Origin of the sequence: Chromobacterium phragmitis (assembly GCF_003325475.1) — a bacterium.
In the GTDB taxonomy this organism is placed as follows: Bacteria; Pseudomonadota; Gammaproteobacteria; order Burkholderiales; family Chromobacteriaceae; genus Chromobacterium; species Chromobacterium phragmitis.
Genome location: NZ_CP029495.1, coordinates 984079 through 1005215 on the forward strand (window position 1 = coordinate 984079; position 21137 = coordinate 1005215).

General features: G+C 67.8%; 20 protein-coding genes. 12 read left to right on the top strand and 8 right to left on the bottom strand.

Annotation, left to right across the window (positions count from 1 at the left end):
- Positions 1-35 precede the first annotated feature (35 nt).
- The 6 genes from DK842_RS04840 (at position 36) to DK842_RS04865 (ending at position 5036) form a co-directional block, all read left to right on the top strand.
- Complete coding sequence (locus DK842_RS04840) at positions 36-245, top strand: hypothetical protein (RefSeq protein ID WP_114060341.1); 210 nt, start codon at positions 36-38, stop codon at positions 243-245.
- Positions 242-1705, top strand: coding sequence for a sodium:solute symporter family transporter (locus DK842_RS04845; RefSeq protein ID WP_114060342.1), 1464 nt, complete (start codon positions 242-244; stop codon positions 1703-1705). Before DK842_RS04840 ends, DK842_RS04845 begins: the two co-directional genes overlap by 4 nt.
- Positions 1706-1738: 33 nt before the next feature.
- Positions 1739-2362, top strand: coding sequence for a glutathione S-transferase family protein (locus DK842_RS04850; RefSeq protein ID WP_114060343.1), 624 nt, complete (start codon positions 1739-1741; stop codon positions 2360-2362).
- Positions 2363-2460: 98 nt separating this feature from the next.
- Positions 2461-2973: a cupin domain-containing protein gene (locus DK842_RS04855; protein WP_114060344.1), complete on the top strand. Its 513-nt coding sequence runs from the start codon at positions 2461-2463 to the stop codon at positions 2971-2973.
- A 15-nt stretch (positions 2974-2988) separates the two neighbouring features.
- Positions 2989-3657: a M15 family metallopeptidase gene (locus DK842_RS04860; RefSeq protein WP_114060345.1), complete on the top strand. Its 669-nt coding sequence runs from the start codon at positions 2989-2991 to the stop codon at positions 3655-3657.
- On the top strand, positions 3654-5036 hold the full coding sequence (locus DK842_RS04865) for an FAD-binding oxidoreductase (protein ID WP_114060346.1): 1383 nt from the start codon (positions 3654-3656) through the stop codon (positions 5034-5036). The genes DK842_RS04860 and DK842_RS04865 overlap by 4 nt, the downstream gene beginning before the upstream one ends.
- A 74-nt stretch (positions 5037-5110) precedes the next feature.
- On the opposite strand, the gene DK842_RS23330 is transcribed toward DK842_RS04865, so the two are convergent.
- The 6 genes from DK842_RS23330 to DK842_RS04895 all read right to left on the bottom strand — a co-directional run bounded on the left by DK842_RS23330 (position 5111) and on the right by DK842_RS04895 (position 12409).
- Positions 5111-5461, bottom strand: a complete 351-nt coding sequence (locus DK842_RS23330) for a glycosyltransferase family 9 protein (RefSeq protein WP_168194816.1) — start codon at positions 5459-5461, stop codon at positions 5111-5113.
- Entirely contained in the window at positions 5454-6527 is a 1074-nt protein-coding gene (locus DK842_RS04875; RefSeq protein ID WP_114060347.1) for a tetratricopeptide repeat protein, read from the bottom strand. Before DK842_RS04875 ends, DK842_RS23330 begins: the two co-directional genes overlap by 8 nt.
- Before the next feature lie 90 nt (positions 6528-6617).
- Positions 6618-8495: a methyl-accepting chemotaxis protein gene (locus tag DK842_RS04880; RefSeq protein ID WP_114060348.1), complete on the bottom strand. Its 1878-nt coding sequence runs from the start codon at positions 8493-8495 to the stop codon at positions 6618-6620.
- Positions 8496-8878: 383 nt separating this feature from the next.
- Positions 8879-10510: a 3-(methylthio)propionyl-CoA ligase gene (locus tag DK842_RS04885; RefSeq protein WP_114060349.1), complete on the bottom strand. Its 1632-nt coding sequence runs from the start codon at positions 10508-10510 to the stop codon at positions 8879-8881.
- A 121-nt stretch (positions 10511-10631) separates the two neighbouring features.
- Positions 10632-11156, bottom strand: a complete 525-nt coding sequence (locus tag DK842_RS04890) for a response regulator transcription factor (RefSeq protein ID WP_114060350.1) — start codon at positions 11154-11156, stop codon at positions 10632-10634.
- Positions 11153-12409 (bottom strand): ATP-binding protein, encoded by a 1257-nt coding sequence (locus DK842_RS04895; protein WP_232538594.1) that lies wholly within the window; start codon positions 12407-12409, stop codon positions 11153-11155. Before DK842_RS04895 ends, DK842_RS04890 begins: the two co-directional genes overlap by 4 nt.
- Before the next feature lie 123 nt (positions 12410-12532).
- On the opposite strand from DK842_RS04895, the gene DK842_RS04900 reads away from it, so the two are divergent.
- The 3 genes from DK842_RS04900 (at position 12533) to DK842_RS04910 (ending at position 15308) form a co-directional block, all read left to right on the top strand.
- Positions 12533-14461, top strand: coding sequence for a TonB-dependent copper receptor (locus tag DK842_RS04900; protein WP_114060351.1), 1929 nt, complete (start codon positions 12533-12535; stop codon positions 14459-14461).
- A 72-nt stretch (positions 14462-14533) separates the two neighbouring features.
- Complete coding sequence (locus DK842_RS04905) at positions 14534-14941, top strand: hypothetical protein (protein ID WP_114060352.1); 408 nt, start codon at positions 14534-14536, stop codon at positions 14939-14941.
- Between the two features lie 10 nt (positions 14942-14951).
- Positions 14952-15308, top strand: a complete 357-nt coding sequence (locus DK842_RS04910; RefSeq protein ID WP_114060353.1) for a 5-carboxymethyl-2-hydroxymuconate Delta-isomerase — start codon at positions 14952-14954, stop codon at positions 15306-15308.
- A 122-nt stretch (positions 15309-15430) separates the two neighbouring features.
- On the opposite strand, the gene DK842_RS04915 is transcribed toward DK842_RS04910, so the two are convergent.
- Together DK842_RS04915 and DK842_RS04920 are read right to left on the bottom strand one after the other, a co-directional pair.
- Positions 15431-16777 carry an ATP-binding protein gene (locus DK842_RS04915; protein WP_114060354.1) on the bottom strand — a complete coding sequence of 449 codons (1347 nt, stop codon included), beginning with the start codon at positions 16775-16777 and terminating at the stop codon, positions 15431-15433.
- A complete protein-coding gene (locus tag DK842_RS04920; protein WP_114060355.1) occupies positions 16774-17436 on the bottom strand; it encodes a response regulator in 663 nt (220 codons plus the stop codon). The genes DK842_RS04915 and DK842_RS04920 overlap by 4 nt, the downstream gene beginning before the upstream one ends.
- Before the next feature lie 193 nt (positions 17437-17629).
- Here DK842_RS04920 and DK842_RS04925 point away from each other — a divergent pair, with 193 nt between their 5' ends.
- The 3 genes from DK842_RS04925 to DK842_RS04935 all read left to right on the top strand — a co-directional run bounded on the left by DK842_RS04925 (position 17630) and on the right by DK842_RS04935 (position 21073).
- Positions 17630-18457: a UDP-2,3-diacylglucosamine diphosphatase gene (locus DK842_RS04925; RefSeq protein WP_114060356.1), complete on the top strand. Its 828-nt coding sequence runs from the start codon at positions 17630-17632 to the stop codon at positions 18455-18457.
- Positions 18445-19479: a glycosyltransferase family 4 protein gene (locus DK842_RS04930; protein ID WP_114060357.1), complete on the top strand. Its 1035-nt coding sequence runs from the start codon at positions 18445-18447 to the stop codon at positions 19477-19479. The genes DK842_RS04925 and DK842_RS04930 overlap by 13 nt, the downstream gene beginning before the upstream one ends.
- Positions 19480-20290: 811 nt before the next feature.
- A complete protein-coding gene (locus DK842_RS04935; RefSeq protein WP_114060358.1) occupies positions 20291-21073 on the top strand; it encodes a ferredoxin--NADP reductase in 783 nt (260 codons plus the stop codon).
- The last annotated feature ends 64 nt before the right edge of the window (positions 21074-21137 follow it).

Consider the following 21137-nt stretch of genomic DNA (forward strand, 5'->3'; position numbering starts at 1 on the left):
CGCTACACTGGCGCTTTTGCCCGATTGAAGCGCCGATGAAGCCCGCCTTGTTCCAGCGCCTGCTGGTCTCCCTCACTCTGGCCGCCAGTCTCGGCTATTTCCTGATCCTGGCGCTGCGCCCGGACTGGCTTTCCGGCTGCGTCGCCGGCTTGCCGCTATCCATCCTGCTGGCGCTGGCGGTGATCCTGCTGCTGTGCGGCGTGTCCACGCTATATAGCCGCGTCGGCGACGGAGAAGACGCATGAGCGCGTCGCAGTTGTTGTTCCTGGCGCTTGCGCTGCTGACCCTGGGCCTGACCGTAGCCGCGCGCCGCCGCACCGCCTCCCTCAATGATTTCTATACCGCCGGCGGCCGCCTGCCCGCCTGGCAGAACGGCTTGGCGCTGGCCGGCGACTACCTGTCGGCCGCCGCCTTTCTCGGCGCGGCCGGCATGTATCTGGGCCAGGGCTACGACTCGCTGGCCTACGCGGTGGGCACGCTGGCCGGCTGGCCGCTGCTGTTGTTGTTGCTGGCCGGGCCGCTGCGCAAGCAAGGCCGCTACACGGTGGCCGGCGTGCTCAGCCAGCGCTTCGACCACGCCGGCGTGCGCCTGGTCAGCATCGCCAGCTCGCTGACCGTGACGCTGTGCTACCTGATCGTGCAGCTGGTCGGCGCCGGCAAGCTGATCGAGCTGCTGTTCGGCCTGCCCTATCTCGCCGCCGTCGGCCTGGTGGGCCTGCTGATGATGGCCTATGTGGCGCTGGGCGGCATGCTGGCCGCCACCTGGGTGCAGATCAGCAAGGCCAGCCTGCTGTTCGTCTGCGCGCTGCTGCTGGCTGCCGGCGTGATGGCGCGCTACGGCGGCAGCCCCGCCGCGTTGTTCGCCGCCGCCGACGCGCTGCGCGGCTCGGCCGCCTTCCTGCCGAGCCAGGCGCTGGCCGATCCGGTGGAGGTCCTGTCGCTGGGCCTGGGGCTGAGCCTGGGCCTGCTGGGCCTGCCCCACGTGCTGATGCGCTTCTTCACCGTGGCCGACGCGCGCGCCGCGCGCCGCTCGGTGGCCATCGCCACCTGGCTGGTGGCCGCCTTCTTCCTGCTCAATCTGCTGATCGGCTACGGCGCGATGACGCTGATCGGCCCCGATCCGCAATTCCACGCCGCCGACGGCAAGCTGATAGGCGGCGGCAATATGGCGGCGCTGCACCTCGCCGCGCTGCTGGGCGGCGACTTCGCCCGCGCGCTGGTGGCCGCGGTGGCCTTCGCCACCATCCTGGCGGTGGTGGCCGGCCTGATGCTGGCCGGCGCCAGCGCGGTCAGCCACGACCTGTACGCCAGCTGGCTGAAAAAAGGCATGGCCGATCCGCGCCGCGAGCTCAAGGCATCGCGGCTGGCCACGCTGGGCCTGGGCCTGGCGGCCATGCTGCTGTCCACCGTATTTCAGCAGCTGAACATCGCGCTGATGATGGGCCTGGCCTTCGCCATCGCCGCCTCCGCCAATTTTCCGCTGCTGCTGCTCGCCTTGCACTGGCGCGGCCTCACCGCGCGCGGCGTGGTATGGGGCGGCGCGGCCGGCATCGTCTCCTCGCTGCTGCTGATCGTCTGCGGACCGGCGGTGTGGGTGGGGGCGCTGGGCCACGCCCAGCCGCTGTTCCCGTATTCCAATCCGGCGCTGTTCTCGCTGCCGCTGGCCTTCGCCGCGGCCTGGCTGGGATCGAGCCGGACGAACTAACATGATGTCTACGCATTAAAGAAAGCAAGCGCAATGAGCAACCTGACCCTTTACGGCAACCGCTACTCCGGCCACAGCTACAAGGTGCGCCTGGCCCTGGTGCTGGCCGACATTTCGCACGATTACGCCCACGTCGACCTCGCCCTGCCGCGCGGGGAGCGCCCGGAAGACTTCCGCGCCGCCAGCCGCTTCGGCGAAGTGCCGGCGCTGGTGGCCGACGGCGTGCCGCTGTGCCAGTCCAACGCCATCCTGCAATGGCTGGCCGACAGCTACGGCGCCCTGGGCGGCGCCCTGGGCGAGCGCCAGCGCGTGCGCGAATGGCTGAGCTGGGAAACCAACCGGCTGGGCATGTCGCTGCCCAATCTGCGCTACTCCCGGCTGACGGCGCACTACGCGCCGGCGGTGGAGGCCTGGCTGGAAGCGCGGCTGCGAGAAGATCTGGCCGTGCTGGAGGCCGAACTGGCCGAGCGCCGCTACCTGGCCGGCGACCAGGTCAGCATCGCCGACATCTCGCTGTGCGCCTACCTGTGGTGGCTGGCCGACGCCGGCCTGGCCATCGCCGATTGGCCCAACGTCCAGGCCTGGCTCGCCCGCATCGCCGCCCAACCGGGCTGGCAGCACCCGGACGAGCTGATGGCGGCCGACATCCCGGAATAAACCGGCTGCCATGGCGGAGCGCAAGGTGCTATGGTTGCGGGCGGCTGCGCCGGCCGGAGAGCCGCCAACATCATGTCGGAAAACATAGAGGAGAACACATGAACCGTCCGTCCTGCATCCGCCACTGGCAAGAGCTGGAGAAAAAGGAAGCCAGCCATTATCCGGACAGCCAGGAAACGCTGGCGCATGGCGCGCCGCTGGGCCGCCATTTCGGTTTCGCGCGGCTGGGCATCCACCACGAGCGGCTGGAACCAGGCCAGCGAACCAGTTGGCCGCACGCCGAAAGCACGGAAGACGAGTTCATCCATGTGCTGGAGGGCGAACCTGACCTGTGGCTGGACGGCACGCTGCATCGGCTGCGGCCGGGCGACTCCGCGGGCTTCAAGGCGGGCGACGGCCAAGCCCACGCCTTGATCAACAATACGGAAAACACCGTCCGCCTGCTGGTGGTCGGCGACGCCACCCGTCCGGACAACCAGGTCCACTACCCGCTGCACCCGGCGCGCAACGCCGCCATCGGCAAAATGCACTGGGCCGACGCTCCCGCGCGTCCGGACGGCGGCCATGACGGCCTGCCGGACAAGCTGCGCGAAAACAATGGGCCGTTTTGAAAGCGGCCAGACGCCATGCTGACTTTAGCCGCCCCGACGCTGCTAGCCATCCCCATCGCCAATCAGGACGAGCCTTTCGTCGATCTGGCGGCTTACCCGGAATGGCACGCGGACCTGAGCCGCAGCCAGATTTCCAGCCGCAGCCCGCACTTTCTCAAGGCGCGCCGCGCGGTGGCCGAGCGGCTGCGCGACGCCGCCCGCCGGCTGCCAGACGGGCTGAAGCTTTACGTCAAGGAAGCCTACCGTCCGCTGGCTCGGCAGCAACGCTCCTACGACGAACACCTGGTCCGGCTGCGCCGGCTCAGGCCCGAACTGGATGAGGCCGCGCGGCTGCGCGAGGCCAGCCTCTACGTCGCGCCGCCGGCCGTCGCGCCCCACCCCACCGGCGCGGCCTTGGATGTCACGCTGATGAATGCCGCCGGGCAAGAGCTGGACATGGGCTGCCCATTCAACGCCGACAGCGAGGAATCGAACGGCGCCTGTTATACCGACGCCGCCGGACTGTCTGAAACCGCCCGCGCCAACCGCGCCGTCCTGATCGCCGCGATGACCGCGGCAGGTTTCATCAACTACCCGTCCGAATGGTGGCACTGGTCGTACGGCGATCGCTACTGGGCGGCCGTGACCGGCGCGCCGGCCGCGCTGTACGCCGCCGTCGACGAAAGCCTTCTGGAATCCGCATGAACGACTTTCTGCCCGCCCTGGCCGCCATCGTCGGCTCCAGGCACCTGCTCACCGCCGCAACCGATACCGCGCCGTTCGCGCTGGACTGGCGCCGCCGCTACCAGGGCGCGCCGCTGGCCGTGGCGCAGCCCGGCTCGACCGCGGAAGTCTCCGAGCTGGTCAAACTGTGCCGCGCGCATCAAGTGGCCATCGTGCCGCAGGGCGGCAACACCTCCACCTGCGGCGCGGCCACGCCGGACGGCAGCGGCCGGCAGCTGATCGTCGCGCTGCGGCGGCTCAACGCCGTGCGCCATGTCGACACCGACAACAACGCGCTGACCGTGGAAGCCGGCGTCACCTTGCAGGCAGCGCAACAGGCGGCCGAAGCCGCCGGCCGGCTGTTTCCGCTGTCCCTCGCCTCGCAGGGCAGCTGCCAGATAGGCGGCAATCTGTCCACCAACGCCGGCGGCGTGGCGGTGCTGCGTTACGGCACCATGCGCGAGCTGACGCTGGGGCTGGAGGCGGTGCTGCCGGACGGCCGCGTGCTGAACCAGCTGCAGGGCTTGCGCAAGGACACCACCGGCCTGGACCTGAAGCAGCTGTTCATCGGCGCGGAAGGCCAACTGGGCCTGATCACCGCAGCCACGCTGAAGCTGTACCCGCTGCCCAGCGCCCACGCCACCGCGATGGTCGGCGTCGGCGACATCGAGACGGCGATAGACTGGCTGAACCGGCTGCGCCACCGCTTCGGCGACCGCCTGACCGCCTTCGAAGTGATGGACGCCAGCTGCCAGCAGGTGCTTCAGCGCCACCATCCGTCGCTGATGCCGTTCTCCGCGCCGTGGCTGATCCTGATCGAGCTGTCCGACGGCGGCGATCCGGTCGAGCTGAACGATGCGCTGGCGAGCTGGTTGGCGGAGCAGGACATGCTGGACGGCGTGCTGGCGCAAAACGAGACCGAGCGGCGCAAGCTGTGGACGCTGCGCGAGGAGATATCGGAAAGCCAGCGCAAGGACGGCCCCAGCATCAAGCACGACATCGCGGTGCCGACATCGGCCCTGCCGCGGCTGGTGCGCGATTGCTCGGCGGACCTGGAAAAAGCCTTCCCCGGCGCCCGCATCGTCGCCTTCGGCCACGCCGGCGACGGCAATCTGCATTACAACGTCAGCTTCACCCGCCCCGGCAACGCGGACCTGTTCGAGGACGAGGACGCCGTCAACGCCATTGTCTACGACCACGTCTACCGGCTGGGCGGCACCTTGGCGGCGGAACACGGCGTCGGCCAGCTGAAAAAGGACTGGCTGGTCCGCTACAAGGACCCTCTGGCGCTGGAGCTGATGCGCGGCATCAAGCGCGCGCTGGACCCGGACGGGCTGATGAATCCGGGCAAGTGGCTGTAGGACCGGAGCCCGGCCGCGCCGGGCGTTCCGCCGACAAGGACTGAACCATGGCGCGCCCCCTTGGGGCTTCCGCCCTACCCGCCGGACAGCCGGGTAATCGTCTCGTCCCATCCCTCGCCGCGCCTTTGGCGCTGCGGGCGAACCGAGCCATACCAAGGCGTCGTCTCGCCATCCGTTCCCCAACGCCAATCCGCATGCTCGTCGGCCAGCAGCAAACGGCAAGGCGTTCCCAGCGCGCCGGCCAGGTGCGCCATCGCCGTGTCCACCGCGATCAGACCATCCAGCTCCGCCAGCAAGGCCGCGCTGTCGGCGAAGTCCGTCAAGCCGGAACCCCACTCCGCCACGCCGCTTTCCGCCAACCATGCCCGCTCGGCATCGGTCGGCTTCGGCTGCAACGAAATCCAGTTGACGCCTGGATCAGCCAATAATGGCAGCCAGGCCTCCGGCCCAGTCAAGGAACGGCAATGGTTGAACGGGTGCTCGGCGCGGCCGCGCCAGACCAAGCCGATATTGCTTCCAGGCGGCAAATGCGCGCGCCAAGCGTGCCGCAGGGCCGGTTCCGCATCCAGGTAAGCCCCGCATGGCTTCGGCTCGAACTCGCGCAGCACCCATGGCAGGCTCATCGAAAACACATGGCAATCGTGCGGCGGAAAAGCGGCCGGATAGCCGCCGGCCATCGCCCGCCACTCCACTTGCGGCCATTGCCGCGCAAATAAGGGCTGCAGCGGCGCGGCCGGTGGCGCACAACAACGCGGCCAAATTAGGCAGCGCCGCATCCGGCTGCCGGTCATATGCGCCCCGCAGCCAGGCCTCCGCCTCATCCCAGCGCCGCCGCGCCATCAGCAGAATGCCCAGATTATTGCCGGCGGCGAGGTGTCCGGGCGCCAGCGCCAACGCGCGCCTCAGCAGCGTTTCCGCTTCCGCCGCCTCGCTCCGCTCCGCCAGCAGCTGGCCCAGCAGTTGTAGCGCTTCGACATCGTCCGCGTCTGCATCCAGGCAGGTCCGCAATTGAACGACAGCCTCGTCCCGCTGGCCGCGCTGGCGCAACAGCCTGCCCAATTGGTAATGCGCGGCGGCGGACGGATGCGCCGCCAGCCTGCGGCGGAAGCAGGCCTCGGCCTCATCCAGGCGGCCCGCGTCCTGCAGCAGATTGCCCAGATTGCCCAGGCAGGACGCATGGCCGGGGTCTCGCGCCAGCTCGACGGCGTAATGGGCCTCGGCCTGCGCCGCGTCGCCCTGTTCCGCCCGCAGGCAGCCCAGATTGTAATGCGCGTCCGGCGTGGCCGAATCCAGCGTCAGCGCCTGGCGCCAGCATTGCTCGGCCAGAGGAGGCTGCGCCAGCCGGGCCGCGCAGACGCCCAGCAGGTTCCACAACGGCGCGTTGCCGGGCTCGGCCTGCAGGCCTGCCTGCGCCGCGCAGAGCGCGCCGGCCAGGTCGCCTTCGGCCATCAGCCTCGCGGCGAGCCAGGCATCAGGAGAAAGCGAGGTCATCTGGCGTCCGCCAATCGGAAAAGTCGTTTCGGATCATCGACGCAAAAACGCCGCCTGGCAAGGCGGCGTGCGCGATGGCGGCGCCGGCTCTTACAGCCGGAACTTGTTGAACTCGGCGTCCATCTTGCCGGCGTTGCCGGCCAGGCCCTGCAAGGTGCTGCTGACGTTCTGCAGCACGTCGTCGTTCTCCAGCACATGGCCGTTGATCGCTTCCGAGCTCTGCGCGATCAGCGTCGTGGCCTTGTGCTGCTCCTGGGTGGAGTTGGAGATTTCGCTCATCTTGGCCACCACCTCCAGCATCGACGCGCGGATGGCGGCGATATTGTCCACCGCCTCGCGGGTCAGGCCGACGCCCTCGTCCACCGCCTGCACCGTGCTGTTGACGTCGCCCACCGCGCGGCCGGTTTCCTCGCGGATCGCGCCCACCATATTGGAGATTTCCAGCGTCGCCTGCGCGGTGCGCTCGGCGAGCTTGCGCACCTCGTCGGCCACCACGGCGAAGCCGCGGCCCTGCTCGCCGGCCCGGGCGGCCTCGATCGCCGCGTTCAGCGCCAGCAGGTTGGTCTGGTCGGCGATGTCGCGGATCACATTGGTGATGCCGGAGATTTCCTGCGAGCGCTTGTCCAGCGAGGACAGCATCTCCTCCAGCCCGCGCACCGACTGCACGGTGTTTTCCATGCCCGATGACAGCCGCTGCATATTGTCGGCGCTGGAGGCCAGGTTCTGCCCGGTGGCGCTGGCCAGCTCGTCGGCCTGGCGCGCGCTGTCGGCGATGTGGGAGATGGAAACGGTGATCTGCTCCAGCGTAGCCGCGTTGGACGAGGACACGTCGGAAATGTGGCGCGAGCTCTGCGCGACGTCGGCCACCAGCTGGCTGGCGTCCTGCACCCCGCCCACCACCCCGGCGGCGTCGCCCTTCAGGCCGCGGAACAGATGGCCCAGCTGGGCGACGAAGGTGTTGAAGGCGCGCGCGGTGGCGGCGATCTCGTCCTGGCCGTCGTCCTTCAGCCTGAGCGTCAGATCGCCCTGGCCGCGGGCGATGTCTTCCATCGCCGCCTTCAGCCGCACCAGGCCGGCCAGCATCTTGCCGATCACCAGGCTGGCGAACGGAATCATCAACGCGAACACCAGCAGCGTCAGCCCGCCTATCGTGTACAAGAGCGTGTGCAGCGGCGCCAGGATTTCGTCGCGGTCGGCCACCAGCGCCAGCACCCAGTTGGTGCCGGGAATGGCCTGAGCCGAGATCAGCATGCTCTTGCCGCCGATATCGACGTCGGACGCCTTGTCGTTCTGCACCAATTGCGCCAATTTATCCGGCGTCAGATCCGGCACCACGCTGGTGATCGGCTTCAAGGTCAAGTCGGCCTGCGGGTGGGCGATGACGGTCCCCTTCTTGTCGACGATGAAGGCGTAGCCGTTGCCGCGCACTTTCATCGACAGCACCGACTTCACCAGCGCGTCCACCATCACGTCGCCGCCGACCACGCCGGCGAAAGCGCCGTTGTGGTTGAACGGCGCGGCGATGGTGACGGTCAGTTTCTTGGTGGCCTCGTCGACGTAGGGGTCGGTGACGATGGGCTGGCCGGCCGCTTGCGCCAGCTTGTACCAGTCGCGGTCCGCCACCTTGTAGTCGGCCGGTGCCACCCAGTCGTCGGAGAACAGCGAGCGGCCGTCGGCATAGCCGGCATAATTGACATTGAAGCCGCCGGCCTTGGTGCCCACCTTGAGGAAACGCAAGGCGTCCGCCTCGCCTGCCGCCGCGGTCTGGGCGACGATCTGCTGCTTCTTCTCCCCCAGCCAGGTGGTCACCACCGCGCTCTGCCCTTTCAGGCTGGCGCCGAACTCATTGTCCAGCCCCTCCAGGATTTCCGAACGCATCTGCATGAAAACTATGGTCACCAGGACCAGGCCGAACAGCGCCATCAACAAGGCGTTGAACGCAATCAGGCGGCTACGGAGTGATTTCATCGCATTTCCTTCATTTCTACGCTGTATTGCCCGGGCAGAGCCGACCATTCCCTCGATAGATTTCTTGTAATTTATTGAAAAGCAGGACGATACGCTAAACCAAGCCGGCAGAGCGCCGCTTGATCAAGCTCATGCCATTTTCACAATATGATAGGTGCAATGACGATGGCAGTCGATGTGAATAAGAGACGGGAACAGACAAAAAAACACCCCTGCGGCAATGCGGCAGGGGTCAACACGAGGAAGAAACATCGGACCGGCCTCGGCCAGCGCGATATTTCGAGGGGCTAACACCTCAAAACCTTGCGGTTCTCAGTGCAGCGGGGATTCTAACGTAATTGCTCTACAAAAATCCAGCACATTTAGAGCAATTCACCCATTTTTCATGATTCCGGCCACTGGTGATCGCGGAACTGCTCGCGCAGCTTCATTTTCAGCAGCTTGCCGGTCGCGGTGTGCGGCAGCTCGTCGACGAAGGCGACATCGTTGGGCGTCCACCACTTGGCGATCTTGCCGTCGAAATGAGCCAGCAGCTCCTCGCGCGTCGCGCGCGCGCCGGGCTTCAGCGTCACCACCATCAACGGCCGCTCGTCCCACTTGGGGTGGGCCACGGCGATGGCCGCCGCCTCCGCCACCGCCGGGTGTCCCACCAGGATGTTTTCCAGGTCGATGGAGCTGATCCATTCGCCGCCGGATTTGATCACGTCCTTGGTGCGGTCGGTGATGCGCATGTAGCCGTCGGGATCGATGGTCACCACGTCGCCGGTGTGGAACCAGCCGTCGGCGCTGTGGTTGGCGTCCAGCTCGCGCCGGTAGTACTGCGACAGCACCCATGGGCCGCGCGCCTGCAAATTGCCGAAAGACACGCCGTCGTGCGGCAGCGGCAGGCCGGCGTCGTCGACGATGCGGATGTCCACGCCGAACGCCGGCCGCCCCTGCTTGGTCAGCAGCGCGTTCAGTTCCGGGCCCTTCAGGCCCTCGTGCTTGAGCTTGGGCGTGCTGGTGGTGCCGTACGGCGACAACTCGGTCATGCCCCACAGCTGGCGCATTTCGATGCCGCGCTCGGCCAGTTGCTCGATCATGCTTTCCGGCACCGCCGAGCCGCCGGCGATGACGCGCTTGAGCGGCGCCAGCGACAGGTTTTCGCGCTGGCAATATTGCAACAGCTGCAGCCAGACCGTAGGCACGCCGACGGTGGTGGTGACGCCCTCTTCGGCGATCAGACTCTGCAGGCTGGCGCCGTCCAGCTTCGGTCCCGGCAGCACCAGCTTGCTGCCGTTCATCGCGCAGCTGTAAGGCAGGCCCCAGGCATTGGCGTGGAACATCGGCACCACCGGCATCACCACCGCTCGCGCCGAGATGTCGAAGCTGTCCGGCAGCGAACTGCCGAAGGCGTGCAGCACGGTGGAGCGGTGGGAATAGAGCACGCCCTTGGGGTTGCCGGTGGTGCCGGAGGTGTAGCACAGGCTGGAGGCCGCGTGCTCGTCGAGCTTGGGCCAGTCGTAGACGTCGCTGTGGCCGTGCACCAAGTCTTCATAGCTGAGCAGATTGGGAATGCCGCTGTCGGCAGGCAAATCGGCGCGCGCCGCCAGCAGCACGAAATGCTCGACGCTTTTCAATTGGTCCGCGATCTGCTTCACCAGCGGCAGGAAGGTGGCGTCGAACATCAGCACCTTGTCTTCCGCGTGGTTGACGATCCAGGCGATCTGCTCGGGGAACAGCCGGGGGTTGACGGTGTGGCAGACGGCGCCGCTGCCGGACACCGCGAAGTAGATCTCGAAATGGCGGTAGCCGTTCCAGGCCAGCGTGCCCACCCGGTCGCCCGGCGCCACGCCCAGCGACGGCAGCGCGCCCGCCAGCTGGCGGGCGCGGCGGGCGGCGTCGCGATAGGTGTAGCGGTGGATCGGCCCCTCCACGCTGCGCGACACGATCTCGGTGTCGCCATGGAAGCGCTCGGCATGCACGAGCAGGTCGGAAATCAACAGCGGCAATTCCATCATCTGGCCACGCAACATCTCGCATCTCCCCGTTCTCGGTATGGAATGGGCAAATTACGCCGCGCTGGAGCATTCGCTCCAATCATATTTTCTGATGGCCCGCCATCGTCCGATTTATATATTCGTCATGCCAATGCCTTCAACTTTTGACCGGTTTCTTGGCCAGCATCCGCTGCAGGGTGCGGCGATGCATGCTGAGCGCGCGGGCGGTAGCCGAGATGTTGCCGTCATTCTCCGCCAGCACCCGCTGCAGATGCTCCCAGGTGACTCGGCGCAAGGACATCGGCTGCGGTGCCACCGGCAGCTCGGGATTGGCGGCCTGCTGGGCGAAAGCGGCCAGAATCTCTTCGACGCCGGCCGGCTTGGCCAGGTACTGCACCGCGCCCAGCTTGGTGGCCTCCACCGCGGTGGCGATGCTGGCGTAGCCGGTCAGCACCACGATGGCGCTGTCCGGACAGGCCGCGCGCAGCGCCGGCAGCAGCCGGAGCCCGCTGTCGCCGGCCAGGTTCAGGTCCAGCAGGATGCGCGCCGGCCGCTCCGCCGCCCGCGCCAGCGCTTCCTCGGCGTCGCGCGCCCAGACCGCCGCGTGTCCGCGCCGCGCCAGCGAGCGCGTCAGCACCATGGCGAAGGCCTCGTCGTCGTCTATCAGCAGGAATTCGATCATTCGCCCTCCTCCAGCGGCAGTTCGATGCGGGCGTGGACGCCGCCCTCGGCGCGGTTGTCCAGCCGCAGCGTGCCGCCCAGCCGCGCCAGCGTGGCGTGGCTGAGCATCATGCCCAGTCCCAATCCCGCCGGCTTCGCCGAATCCAGCGGCGCCAGTCCGGCGCGCGCCAGCTGCGCCTCGCTCAGGCAGCCCTGGCGGTTGACGATGTCCAGCCGCAGCCGGCCGCCGCTCAAGCCGGCAGACACCTCCACCTCGCCGCCGCCGGCCTCGGCCGCGTTGTTGATCAGATTGAACAGCGCCGGCCAGAACGCGGCATCCAGGCACACCCAGGGGTCGTCGCCGTCCGGCGCGCGCCACTCCAGCCTCACATCCGGCCGCAGGCTGCGCCAGCCTTCCAGCCGCTCGGCCAGCGCCGCGAACAGCGGCTGCGGCCCCGCGCTGGGTTCGGAACCGTGCTTGAGGCGGGACAGCGTCGCCCGGCAGCTGGCCAGTTGCGCCCGCATCAGCTGCAGATCCTGGCGCAGCGCCTCGTCGCCCTGGCGCTCGCTGAGCAGTTCGTCCACCAGCAGCGTCATCGTGTTCAGCGGCGTAGACAGCGAATGGGCGGCGCCGGCCGCCTGCATGCCCACCGCCAGCAGCTGCTCGTCGCGCAGCTGGGTCTCGCGCGCCTGCGCCAGCGCGTCTCCCTGGTGGCGCAATTGGCGGGCCAGCCAGGACACGAAGCCGGCGATCAGCAGCGCCGACAGCGCGAAGGAAATCCACATGCCGGACAGGTGCAGATTGAAGGCGTAGGCGGCGTTGCCGCCATTCAGCGGCCAGTCCAGATGCCATTCGAACAACAGCCCGTAGGCGGCCACGCTGAGCGTGGCCAGCAGCCAGGCGAACCAGCCCGGCGACAACAGCGCGGCGAACAGCACCGGCGGCAGGTACAAGGACGCCAGCGGATTGGCCGCGCCGCCGCTGAAAGCCAGCAACTCGGTCAACACCAGCACGTCGCCCAGCAGCCCCAGCCGCAGCGCCTGCTCGGCCGACAGCCCCCAGGCCGGCAGGCGCGGCAGCAGCAGGTTCGCCAGCGCCAGCGTAGCCAGCGCCTGGCCGACCAGCAGCCAAGGCAGTGCCACCCGCTCCAGCGCGCAGCCGGCCAGCGCCGCCATGGCCAGCCACAGCATCAGCCAGCGCAGCCGCCGCACCCGCGCGCCGGCTTGCGAGGCGTCGCCCGCCAGCGCCGGCGCGAATATCGCATCCTTATCCATGACGCGAACTTTACCATCAAGCCGGCCGCGCGGCGGCTGCGACACTTTGCCGCATTGGTCGGCGCGGCGGCTTCCACTACCATCCCCGGTCAATAATTCCAACACAAACAAATCAATTCCGTGATGACAATCCGCTACCTGCTCCCCCTGCCGCTCGCGCTGGCCGCCGCCCACGCCTCTGCGGCGGAAACGCCCGCCTTCGTCGGCGAAGAAGTGCTGGTGACCGCCAGCCGCCTCGACCAGCCGCTGCGACTGTCGCTGGACCCGCGCGCGCCGCGCCAGCCGGCGCCGGCCGCCGACGGCGCCTCGCTGCTGAAAAACATTCCCGGCTTCAACGTCGCCCGCAAGGGCGGCAGCTCCGGCGATCCGCTGCTGCGCGGCCTGGGCGGCTCGCGGCTGGCCATCCTGGCCGACGGCGGCTTCGTGTTCGGCGGCTGCGGCGGCCGGATGGACCCGCCCACCGCCTATCTGTTTCCCGACGCCTACGACGCGGTGGACGTGGTCAAGGGTCCGCAAAGCGTGAAGCTCGGCCCCGGCCTGGTGGCCGGCGGCGTCAACTTCGAACGCAAGACGCCCCGCTTCGACCAGCCCGGCGTCCGCTTCAACGGCAGTCTGCTGGGCGGCAGCGGCGACCGCAACGACGCCTACGCCGACTTCGCCGCCGGCTCGCAGTACGGCTACGCGCGCATCCTGGCCAGCCGCAACCACGGCGGCGACTACCGCGACGGCGACGGCCGCCCGGTCCACTCGGCGTTCGAGCGCGACAGCCAGACCGCCATCGTCGGCCTGACGCCGGGCCGCGACACCACGCTGGAAATCTCGGCCGACCGCAGCCGCGGCCAAGCCGCCTACGCCGACCGGATGATGGACGGCAGCCGGTTCGACCGCGACGCCTGGGGCGTCAAGCTGGAACAGCGCCGCCTGGCCGGCTGGCTGGACGCGGTGCGGCTGCAGCTGAGCCACAGCTATGTCGACCACGTGATGGACAACTTTTCGCTGCGGCCGGCCCCCAAAATGAAAAGACTGGGCAACCCCGACCGCGAGGCCGATACCGGCCGCCTGAGCGCCGACCTGGCCTTCGGCGACTGGGAAGTCGCCGCCGGCGTCGACTGGCTCCGCGACCGCCACCGCAGCCGCGGCGGCATCGATTACCAGCTGCAGCCTCGCCTGCCGGACATGAGCTTCGACAACCAGGGCCTGTACGCCGAAGCGTCCACCCCCCTTGGCGCGCAGGGCAGGCTGATCGCCGGCCTGCGCCGCGACGCCACCCTGGCGGTGCAGGAAGCCGCGTCCAATGGCGGCATCCGCGCGGAGAACCGCTACCACATGGACTCCGGCTTCGTCCGCTACGAACTCAAGACCGGCGGCTGGACGCATTACGTCGGCCTGGGCCAGGCCCAGCGCGCGCCCGACTACTGGGAGCTGAACCGCAACGACGGCCTCGGCAAGGAAAGCAATCTGCAGCTGGACGCTGGCCTGCTGTACCAGGACGACAAGCTGCAGGGCTCGCTGTCCACCTACCTGAGCCGCGTCGGCGGCTTCATCCTGATCGACAACAACAGCCCGCAGATGGCGCGCAACGTCGACGCCCGCCGCTACGGCCTGGAGAGCGAGGCGCGCTGGCGCTTCGCGCCGCAATGGACGCTGTCCGGCAGCGCGGCCTGGGTGTGGGCGGCCAATCTGGACGACGGCCGGCCACTGGCGCAGACGCCGCCGCTGGAAGGCAAGCTGGGCCTGAAATGGGATGACGGCCGCTACGGCGCCGGCGCCACTCTCCGCGCGGTGCAGCGCCAGGACCGCGTCGCGCCCGGCCAGGGCAATATCGTGGGGCAGGATATCGGCGCCGCGCCCGGCTTCGCCACGCTGTCGCTGGACGCGGGCTGGAAGATCAGCAAGCGCTTCAAACTGCTGGCAGGCGTCGACAATGTGTTCAACCGCAGCTATGCCGAAAGCGTCAGCAAGGGCGGCGGCATGGTGGCCGGCTACACCCAGACCACCCGCGTCAACGAGCCCGGCCGCACGCTGTGGACCAAGCTGCAGGTCGAGCTGTAAATATCCGCCCGTCCTCTCGTCTCGGGGCTTCCAGTCTGCTAGGCTGGAAGCCTTTTTCACGATGGCGGCGGCATGAAGACTCCCTATTTCAAGATCCTGGCCTGCGGTTTGACGCTGTTCATCCTGCTGGGCCCGCTGGTGGCGCTCCTGGCCAGCGGCGTTGTGCCGATGATGGCCTATCTGATGGGCGCGGTGCCGGCGCTGATCTTCGGCTTCCTGCTATGCCTGCTGCGCATCGCGCTGGCAAACTCCATAGAACGCTGGCAGCGCCAGTGGCCGGCCTGGCTGCTCGCCTTCGCCGCCTTCGCCCCCGGCGCGTTCAGCGGCAGCCTAATCACCCTGCTGTACGCCCGCGCCGCCGAGCCGCTGCTTTACAACGACTGGATGACCCTGTATCTGGGCGCGATGGCCGGCGGCGTGTGCAACGCGCTGTTCTGGCGCATCCGCTTCGACGCGCCCGCCAACCCGCATCAAGGATAGAGAGAAGCCCATGCCCCACTGCGTGATCGAATGCTCGGCCGAGATCGCCGGCCACCCGGACATCGACCGCCTGCTGCTTGCCGTCCACGAGGCCGCCAACGCCAGCGGCCTGTTCCAGAGCGCCGACATCAAGGTCAGGCTGCAGTCCTACGACGACTTCCTGGTGGGCGGCCGCGACGAGGATTTCGTCCATATCGCCTGCCATGTCCTGGCCGGCCGCAGCGACGATCAGAAGGGACGATTGGCCGACCTGCTGGTGCGCGCGGCCTGCGAGCGGCTGCCCGGCGTCGAATCCGTCAGCTGCGAAGTGCGCGACATGGCGCCCGCCGCCTACAGCCGGCGCGACAAGCTGCTGGCCCGCGGCTGAGCGGAAAAAAAGCCCGCCGGGTCATGGCGGGCTCGCAACCTTTGTCTGCCGGACGCCTGTCGCGCCCAGCCCTCACAGCATACCTCGGCGCGGCGCGCTCCGCCTGCGGCGGATTGCCGCAGTCAGCGCCGTTCCAGCCGGGCTTCCAGACCGCCATCCGGCCGGTTCTTCAATGCCAGCCGCAGGCCGTGCAGCTCGGCGATGCGCTCGACGATGGACAGGCCCAGGCCGCTGCCCGGCTGTTCCTGGCCGGGCGGACGGAAAAAACGCTCGCGCACCCGCCCCAGCCATTCCGGCGCGATGCCCGGCCCTCGGTCCAGCACGCTGACCGCATGCTCCTCCAGCCTTAATTCCACCACGCCGTCGGCCGGCCCGTAGCGGCAGGCGTTTTCCAGCAGATTGCGCAGCATCAGCCCCACCAGGATCGCGTCGCCCGCCAATGGCAGCGCCTTTTCCGGCGCGCAGCGCCAGTCCAGCTTCCACTCCACGCCGTCGGCTCCGGCCGCCAGCTCCGCCATCAAGCCCTCGGCCAAACGCGCCCAATCCACCGCCTGGCGCTGCTGGGGATGCGGCAGCGGATCCAGCCGCGACAAGGCCAGCAATTGCTCAACCAGCCGGCCGGCCCGGGCGATGCCCAGTTGCAGCTGCTCCAGCGCGTGGCGGCGGCCGCCCTCGTCCGGCGCCAGCGCCAGCACCTCGGCCTGCACCCGCAGCGCCGCCAGCGGCGTGCGCAGCTCATGGGCGGCGTCGGCGGTGAAGCGGCGCTCGCGCTCCAGCATGTCGGCGATGCGGACGAACAGCGCGTTCAGCGCCCGCAGCAGCGGCTCCACCTCCTGCGGCACCTCGGCCGCCACCGGGCTGTTGTCGTCCGCCGCGCGGCCGGCGATGGCGTCGGCCAGCCGGCGGAACGGCGCCAGCTCCCGCCGCAGCGCCAGCAGGATCGCCGCCAGCATCAGCGGCAGGCCGATCAGCCACGGCAACAATTGGGCCTTGACCACGCTGGCCACCATCTCCTGGCGCAAGCCCAGCTTCTGTCCCACCGCCACCATCCGCGATCCGTCCGGCGCCGGCAGATACAGCAACCGCCAGTCGTGATGACGGTCATGCCCGAGATAATCCTGGAAGCCCCGCCGTGCCGGCTCGTAGTCGAAACGGCGGCCGCGACCGTCGCACAATACCCGCCGGCCTTGGGCGTCCCAGATCGCCAAGCCCATGTCATCGTTGTCCATCCTGCCCTTGTCCGCCCCGGCCAGCAGATGCTTGAGCTTGGGCGGATCGTCCGGCTGCAGGCCGTGGACATCTATCGCCAACAGCTGGCGCGCAAACTGCGCCATCTGGGTATCGAACAGCTCGTCCACCTCGCGCTGGGCCAGCCACACCGCGAATGCCGACGCCGCCAGCCAAGTGGCGGGCACGATCAGCAGCAGCACCAGCATCAGCCGGGCCTGCAGGCTGCGCGGCCGCCTCACGCCGGCTCCCCCAGCGTGTAGCCGATGCCGCGCAAGGTGCGGATGAAGCCGGCGCCCAGCTTTTTGCGCAAGTGGTGGACATGCACTTCCAGCGCGTTACTCTCCAGCTCCTGCCCCCAGCCGTACAATTTTTCCTCTATCAATTCGCGCGGCAGCACCCGGCCCTTGCTGCTGAGCAGCAGTTCCAGCAGCGCCAGCTCGCGCGCGGTCAGCTCCAGCGGCGCGCCGTCCAGCGTCGCGGCCCGCGCCACCGGGTCCAGGCTGAGCCGCCCATGGCTGAGCAGCGGGCCGCACTGGCCATGGCGGCGGCGGGTCAGCGCGCGCAGCCGCGCGGCCACTTCGGACAAGGCGAAAGGCTTGGCCAGATAGTCGTCGGCGCCGGCGTCCAGGCCGCCGACGCGGTCGGCCAGCGCGTCGCGCGCGGTCAGCACCAGCACCGGCTCGTCGCGGCCGGCCCGGCGCCAAGCGGCGAGGATATCCATGCCGTCCATGCCGGGCAGGCCCAGGTCCAGCACCACCGCGTCGTAGGGCGCGGCGGGCAGCGCGGCCAGCGCCTGGCGGCCGTCGCGCAGCCAGTCCACCGCGAAGCCCAGCTGCTGCAACCCCATTTTCAAGCCGTCGCCTATCTGCGCGTCGTCTTCCACCACCAGTATCCGCATCGCCCAGCCCCCTATTGCCCGACATCCCTTATCCCATACCCAGCTTAAACCACGCTTAAGCGCGATTCCGTCCAGGCGGGCCATTCTGTCATTGAATGGCATAGGACTATTCACCTTGCCGTCAACAAAACCTCATTTCCCTGTCACGTCGCCATTGCAGCATGAGGCGGTCATCCCGGCCCACGGACCCGCCATGCAGCCAGATACCGCTTCCGACGCCTCCCGCCGCCTGCGCAGCATCTGGATATCGGATGTCCACCTCGGCACCGCCGGCTGCCGCGCCGAGCATTTGCTGGACTTCCTGCGCGAGCACGAATCCGAGTACCTGTACCTGGTGGGCGACATCGTCGACGGCTGGCAGTTGCGCAAATCCTGGTACTGGAAGCAAAGCCACAACGACGTGGTACAGAAGCTGCTGCGCAAGGCGCGCAAAGGCTGCCAGGTGGTCTACATCCCCGGCAACCACGACGAAGCCGCCCGCCAGTACTGCGGTCTGGACTTCGGCGGCGTCGCCATCCGCCACGAGGCCGAGCACTTCACCGCCGACGGCAAGCGGCTCTTGGTGCTGCACGGCGACGAATTCGACGGCGTGATCCAGTACGCCAAGTGGCTAGCCTACCTGGGCGACAATCTGTACACGCTGATCCTGCAGCTGAACCGCGGCTTCAACTGGGTGCGGCACCGGCTGGGCCTGCCTTACTGGTCTCTGTCGCAATACCTGAAGCATAAAGTGAAGAACGCGGTGAACTTCATCAGCCAGTTCGAAACCATCCTCGCCGGCGAAGCGCGGCGGCGCGGCTTCGACGGCGTGGTCTGCGGCCACATCCACAAGCCGGAAGTGCGGATGATAGACGGCATCCTGTACGGCAACAGCGGCGACTGGGTGGAAAGCCTGTCCGCGCTGGTGGAGCACGCCGACGGCCGGCTGGAAGTGCTGCACTGGACCGCGCTCGGCCAGGCCGCGCCCGCGGCCGAACCCGCCATTCCCGTGTCCACGGAGGAGTCGACATGCGCATCATGATCATCACCGACGCCTGGAAGCCCCAGGTCAACGGCGTCGTCCGCTCGCTGACCGAAACCGCGCGCGAGCTGGACGGCTTCGGCCATCAGGTCAACATGATCACGCCGCTGGAGTTCAAGACCCTGCCCTGCCCCACCTACCCGGACATCCGGCTGTCGCTCTTGCCCTACCGCCAGGTGGCGCAGCGCATCGCCGGCTTCGCGCCGGACGCGGTGCATATCGCCACCGAGGGCCCGCTGGGCCTGGCCGCCCGACGCTTCTGCCTGCGCGAGGGCCTGGCCTTCACCAGCGCCTACCACACCCGTTTCCCGGAATACATCCATGCCCGCTGCCGGCTGCCGCTCGCCATTAGCTACGCCTGGATGCGGCGCTTTCACAATGCCGCGCAAGCCGTGATGGTGCCCACCCGCTCCATCGCCGCCGATCTGGAGGCGCGCGGCTTTCGCAACGTCAAGCTGTGGAGCCGCGGCGTGGACACCGCGATGTTCAGCCCGGGCGAACGCCAGAAGCTGGACGAATCCAACCCGCCCCGCTTCGTCTACATCGGCCGGGTGGCGGTGGAAAAGAATATCGAATCCTTCCTCAAGCTGGACCTGCCCGGCAGCAAATGGGTGGTCGGCGACGGCCCGCTGCTGCCCCGGCTGAAACAGCAGTATCCCGACGTGTACTTCGCCGGCGTGTTTCCGCAGCAGGAGCTGGCCCGCTTCTACCGCGCCGCCGACGTGTTCGTCTTCCCCAGCCTCACCGACACCTTCGGCCTGGTGCTGCTGGAGGCGATGGCCTGCGGCGCGCCGGTGGCCGCTTTCCCGGTGGCCGGCCCGCTGGACGTGGTGGGCGACACCGGGGCCGGCGTGCTGGACTGGGACCTGCGCGCCGCCTGCCTGAAGGCGCTGGAACTGGACCGAGGCCATGTGCGCCGGGTGGCCGAAAACTACTCCTGGCAGGCCGCCAGCCGTCAATTCGAATCCCATCTGCGGCCCCATGCCGGCAGCTCTGCCGGCCTCTCGCCCGTCGCCGATTAGGTATGGCTTGCTTCAGCTGCTGTAAGCGCTATATTGGAAAAGTTGAAGCTCCCGGAAAACGGACTCTTTTGGCGAGCCTGTCCGGCGGCCCCGCGAACGAATGGCATTGCGACCGCGCCCACGACACGAGGCGGCGGTCGGCACCGGAGGTGTCAGCAATGCCCAAAGCAGCATCCAGGACGGATGCATCCCCAACGCGGCCGCCGGCAAGCCCGCCGCCATCTCGGCAGATGGCCTGCGCATCGGTAGTAAAGGCAGCATCCCGGAACATCGGTTTCCGAGCCAGCGCCCGTCGCGGGCGCACCAAGGGTGCCAGAGCCACATGCTCCGCCGCGATGCCTCCGTCGACTCCCCGGCTTCAGGGTGGCGCGCGGCTGTCGAGCGCGCCGTATCGCAGACAGGTCCGCGCCAGTGGCATCGCCGTGCGGCGCGGCCGCGATGTAAAGTCCCCCGTTCATCCCTCAGAGGGCGCTCCGATGCCGGAGCGCCCTCTTGTTTCAGATCAATTGCGGACCGTTCTAGCACGTCTAAATAACGGAAAACGATAAAAAAATCAGCAAACAATCTTCCGCATGCTATGCGCAGTCGGTTACCATGCTGCAACCGCGCGCCGCGGCCAGGACAATCCGTCAGGCGCCATTTGCGATGGCATTCATCCCGGCCAGTCCGGTTTAATGCTGTTCCAAACAAATAAAAGTATGCCGTCATACAACACCCGACGCCGCAGGAATACTCAGGGGGCCGGCAAACGGGTTAAAATCATTGCAGCGCAATATTGTCCGATCTTTAAATTTTGTGAGTCGCTCGAGCTATGTCCTCTCCTAATCTGACCGCTGAGAAAGTCCTGTCCGTCCATCACTGGAACGACACGCTGTTCAGCTTTACCTGCACCCGCGACGCGGGCTTGCGCTTCATCAATGGCCAATTCGTGATGATAGGCCTGGAAGTGAACGGCAAGCCGCTGATGCGCGCTTACTCCATCGTCAGTTCCAACTACGAGGAGCACTTGGAGTTCTACAGCATCAAGGTGCAGGACGGTCCGCTGACCTCCAAGCTGCAGCATCTGCAAGTCGGCGACACCGTGTTGATCAGCAAGAAGCCAACCGGCACCCTGGTGCAGGACAACCTGTTGCCTGGCAAGAACCTGTACCTGCTGTCCACCGGCACCGGCCTCGCGCCGTTCATGTCCATCATCAAGGACCCGGAGATATACGAGCGCTACGACAAGGTGATCCTCACCCACGGCGTGCGCTGGGTCAGCGAGCTTGGCTACCACGACTACATCACCAAGGAACTGCCGGAGAACGAATTCTTCGGCGACATGGTGAAGGAAAAACTGATCTACTACCCGACCGTGACCCGCGAAGAATTCCGCAATCAGGGTCGCCTGACCGACCTGATCACCAGCGGCAAGCTGTGCGCAGACATCGGCCTGCCGCAACTGAATCCGGAACACGACCGCGTGCTGATCTGCGGCAGCCCGAGCATGCTGCACGACCTGTGCGAAATCCTGAACGGCATGGGCTTCAAGGAATCGCCGCGCATGGGCGAGCCAGCCGACTACGCGATCGAACGCGCCTTCGTCGAAAAGTAAGCCGGCCGTCTGCGCCGCTTGGCCCAAGCCCCGCCATGTCGCGGGGCTTTTTCTTTGCCCAGAG

Bases quoted from the DNA above. Each gene is read 5' to 3' on its own strand.
- DK842_RS04840 (WP_114060341.1), top strand. From the start codon at position 36: ATGAAGCCCGCCTTGTTCCAGCGCCTGCTGGTCTCCCTCACTCTGGCC.
- DK842_RS04845 (WP_114060342.1), top strand. From the start codon at position 242: ATGAGCGCGTCGCAGTTGTTGTTCCTGGCGCTTGCGCTGCTGACCCTG.
- DK842_RS04850 (WP_114060343.1), top strand. From the start codon at position 1,739: ATGAGCAACCTGACCCTTTACGGCAACCGCTACTCCGGCCACAGCTAC.
- DK842_RS04855 (WP_114060344.1), top strand. From the start codon at position 2,461: ATGAACCGTCCGTCCTGCATCCGCCACTGGCAAGAGCTGGAGAAAAAG.
- DK842_RS04860 (WP_114060345.1), top strand. From the start codon at position 2,989: ATGCTGACTTTAGCCGCCCCGACGCTGCTAGCCATCCCCATCGCCAAT.
- DK842_RS04865 (WP_114060346.1), top strand. From the start codon at position 3,654: ATGAACGACTTTCTGCCCGCCCTGGCCGCCATCGTCGGCTCCAGGCAC.
- DK842_RS04875 (WP_114060347.1), bottom strand. From the start codon at position 6,527: ATGACCTCGCTTTCTCCTGATGCCTGGCTCGCCGCGAGGCTGATGGCC.
- DK842_RS04880 (WP_114060348.1), bottom strand. From the start codon at position 8,495: ATGAAATCACTCCGTAGCCGCCTGATTGCGTTCAACGCCTTGTTGATG.
- DK842_RS04885 (WP_114060349.1), bottom strand. From the start codon at position 10,510: ATGTTGCGTGGCCAGATGATGGAATTGCCGCTGTTGATTTCCGACCTG.
- DK842_RS04890 (WP_114060350.1), bottom strand. From the start codon at position 11,156: ATGATCGAATTCCTGCTGATAGACGACGACGAGGCCTTCGCCATGGTG.
- DK842_RS04895 (WP_232538594.1), bottom strand. From the start codon at position 12,409: ATGGATAAGGATGCGATATTCGCGCCGGCGCTGGCGGGCGACGCCTCG.
- DK842_RS04900 (WP_114060351.1), top strand. From the start codon at position 12,533: ATGACAATCCGCTACCTGCTCCCCCTGCCGCTCGCGCTGGCCGCCGCC.
- DK842_RS04905 (WP_114060352.1), top strand. From the start codon at position 14,534: ATGAAGACTCCCTATTTCAAGATCCTGGCCTGCGGTTTGACGCTGTTC.
- DK842_RS04910 (WP_114060353.1), top strand. From the start codon at position 14,952: ATGCCCCACTGCGTGATCGAATGCTCGGCCGAGATCGCCGGCCACCCG.
- DK842_RS04920 (WP_114060355.1), bottom strand. From the start codon at position 17,436: ATGCGGATACTGGTGGTGGAAGACGACGCGCAGATAGGCGACGGCTTG.
- DK842_RS04925 (WP_114060356.1), top strand. From the start codon at position 17,630: ATGCAGCCAGATACCGCTTCCGACGCCTCCCGCCGCCTGCGCAGCATC.
- DK842_RS04930 (WP_114060357.1), top strand. From the start codon at position 18,445: ATGCGCATCATGATCATCACCGACGCCTGGAAGCCCCAGGTCAACGGC.
- DK842_RS04935 (WP_114060358.1), top strand. From the start codon at position 20,291: ATGTCCTCTCCTAATCTGACCGCTGAGAAAGTCCTGTCCGTCCATCAC.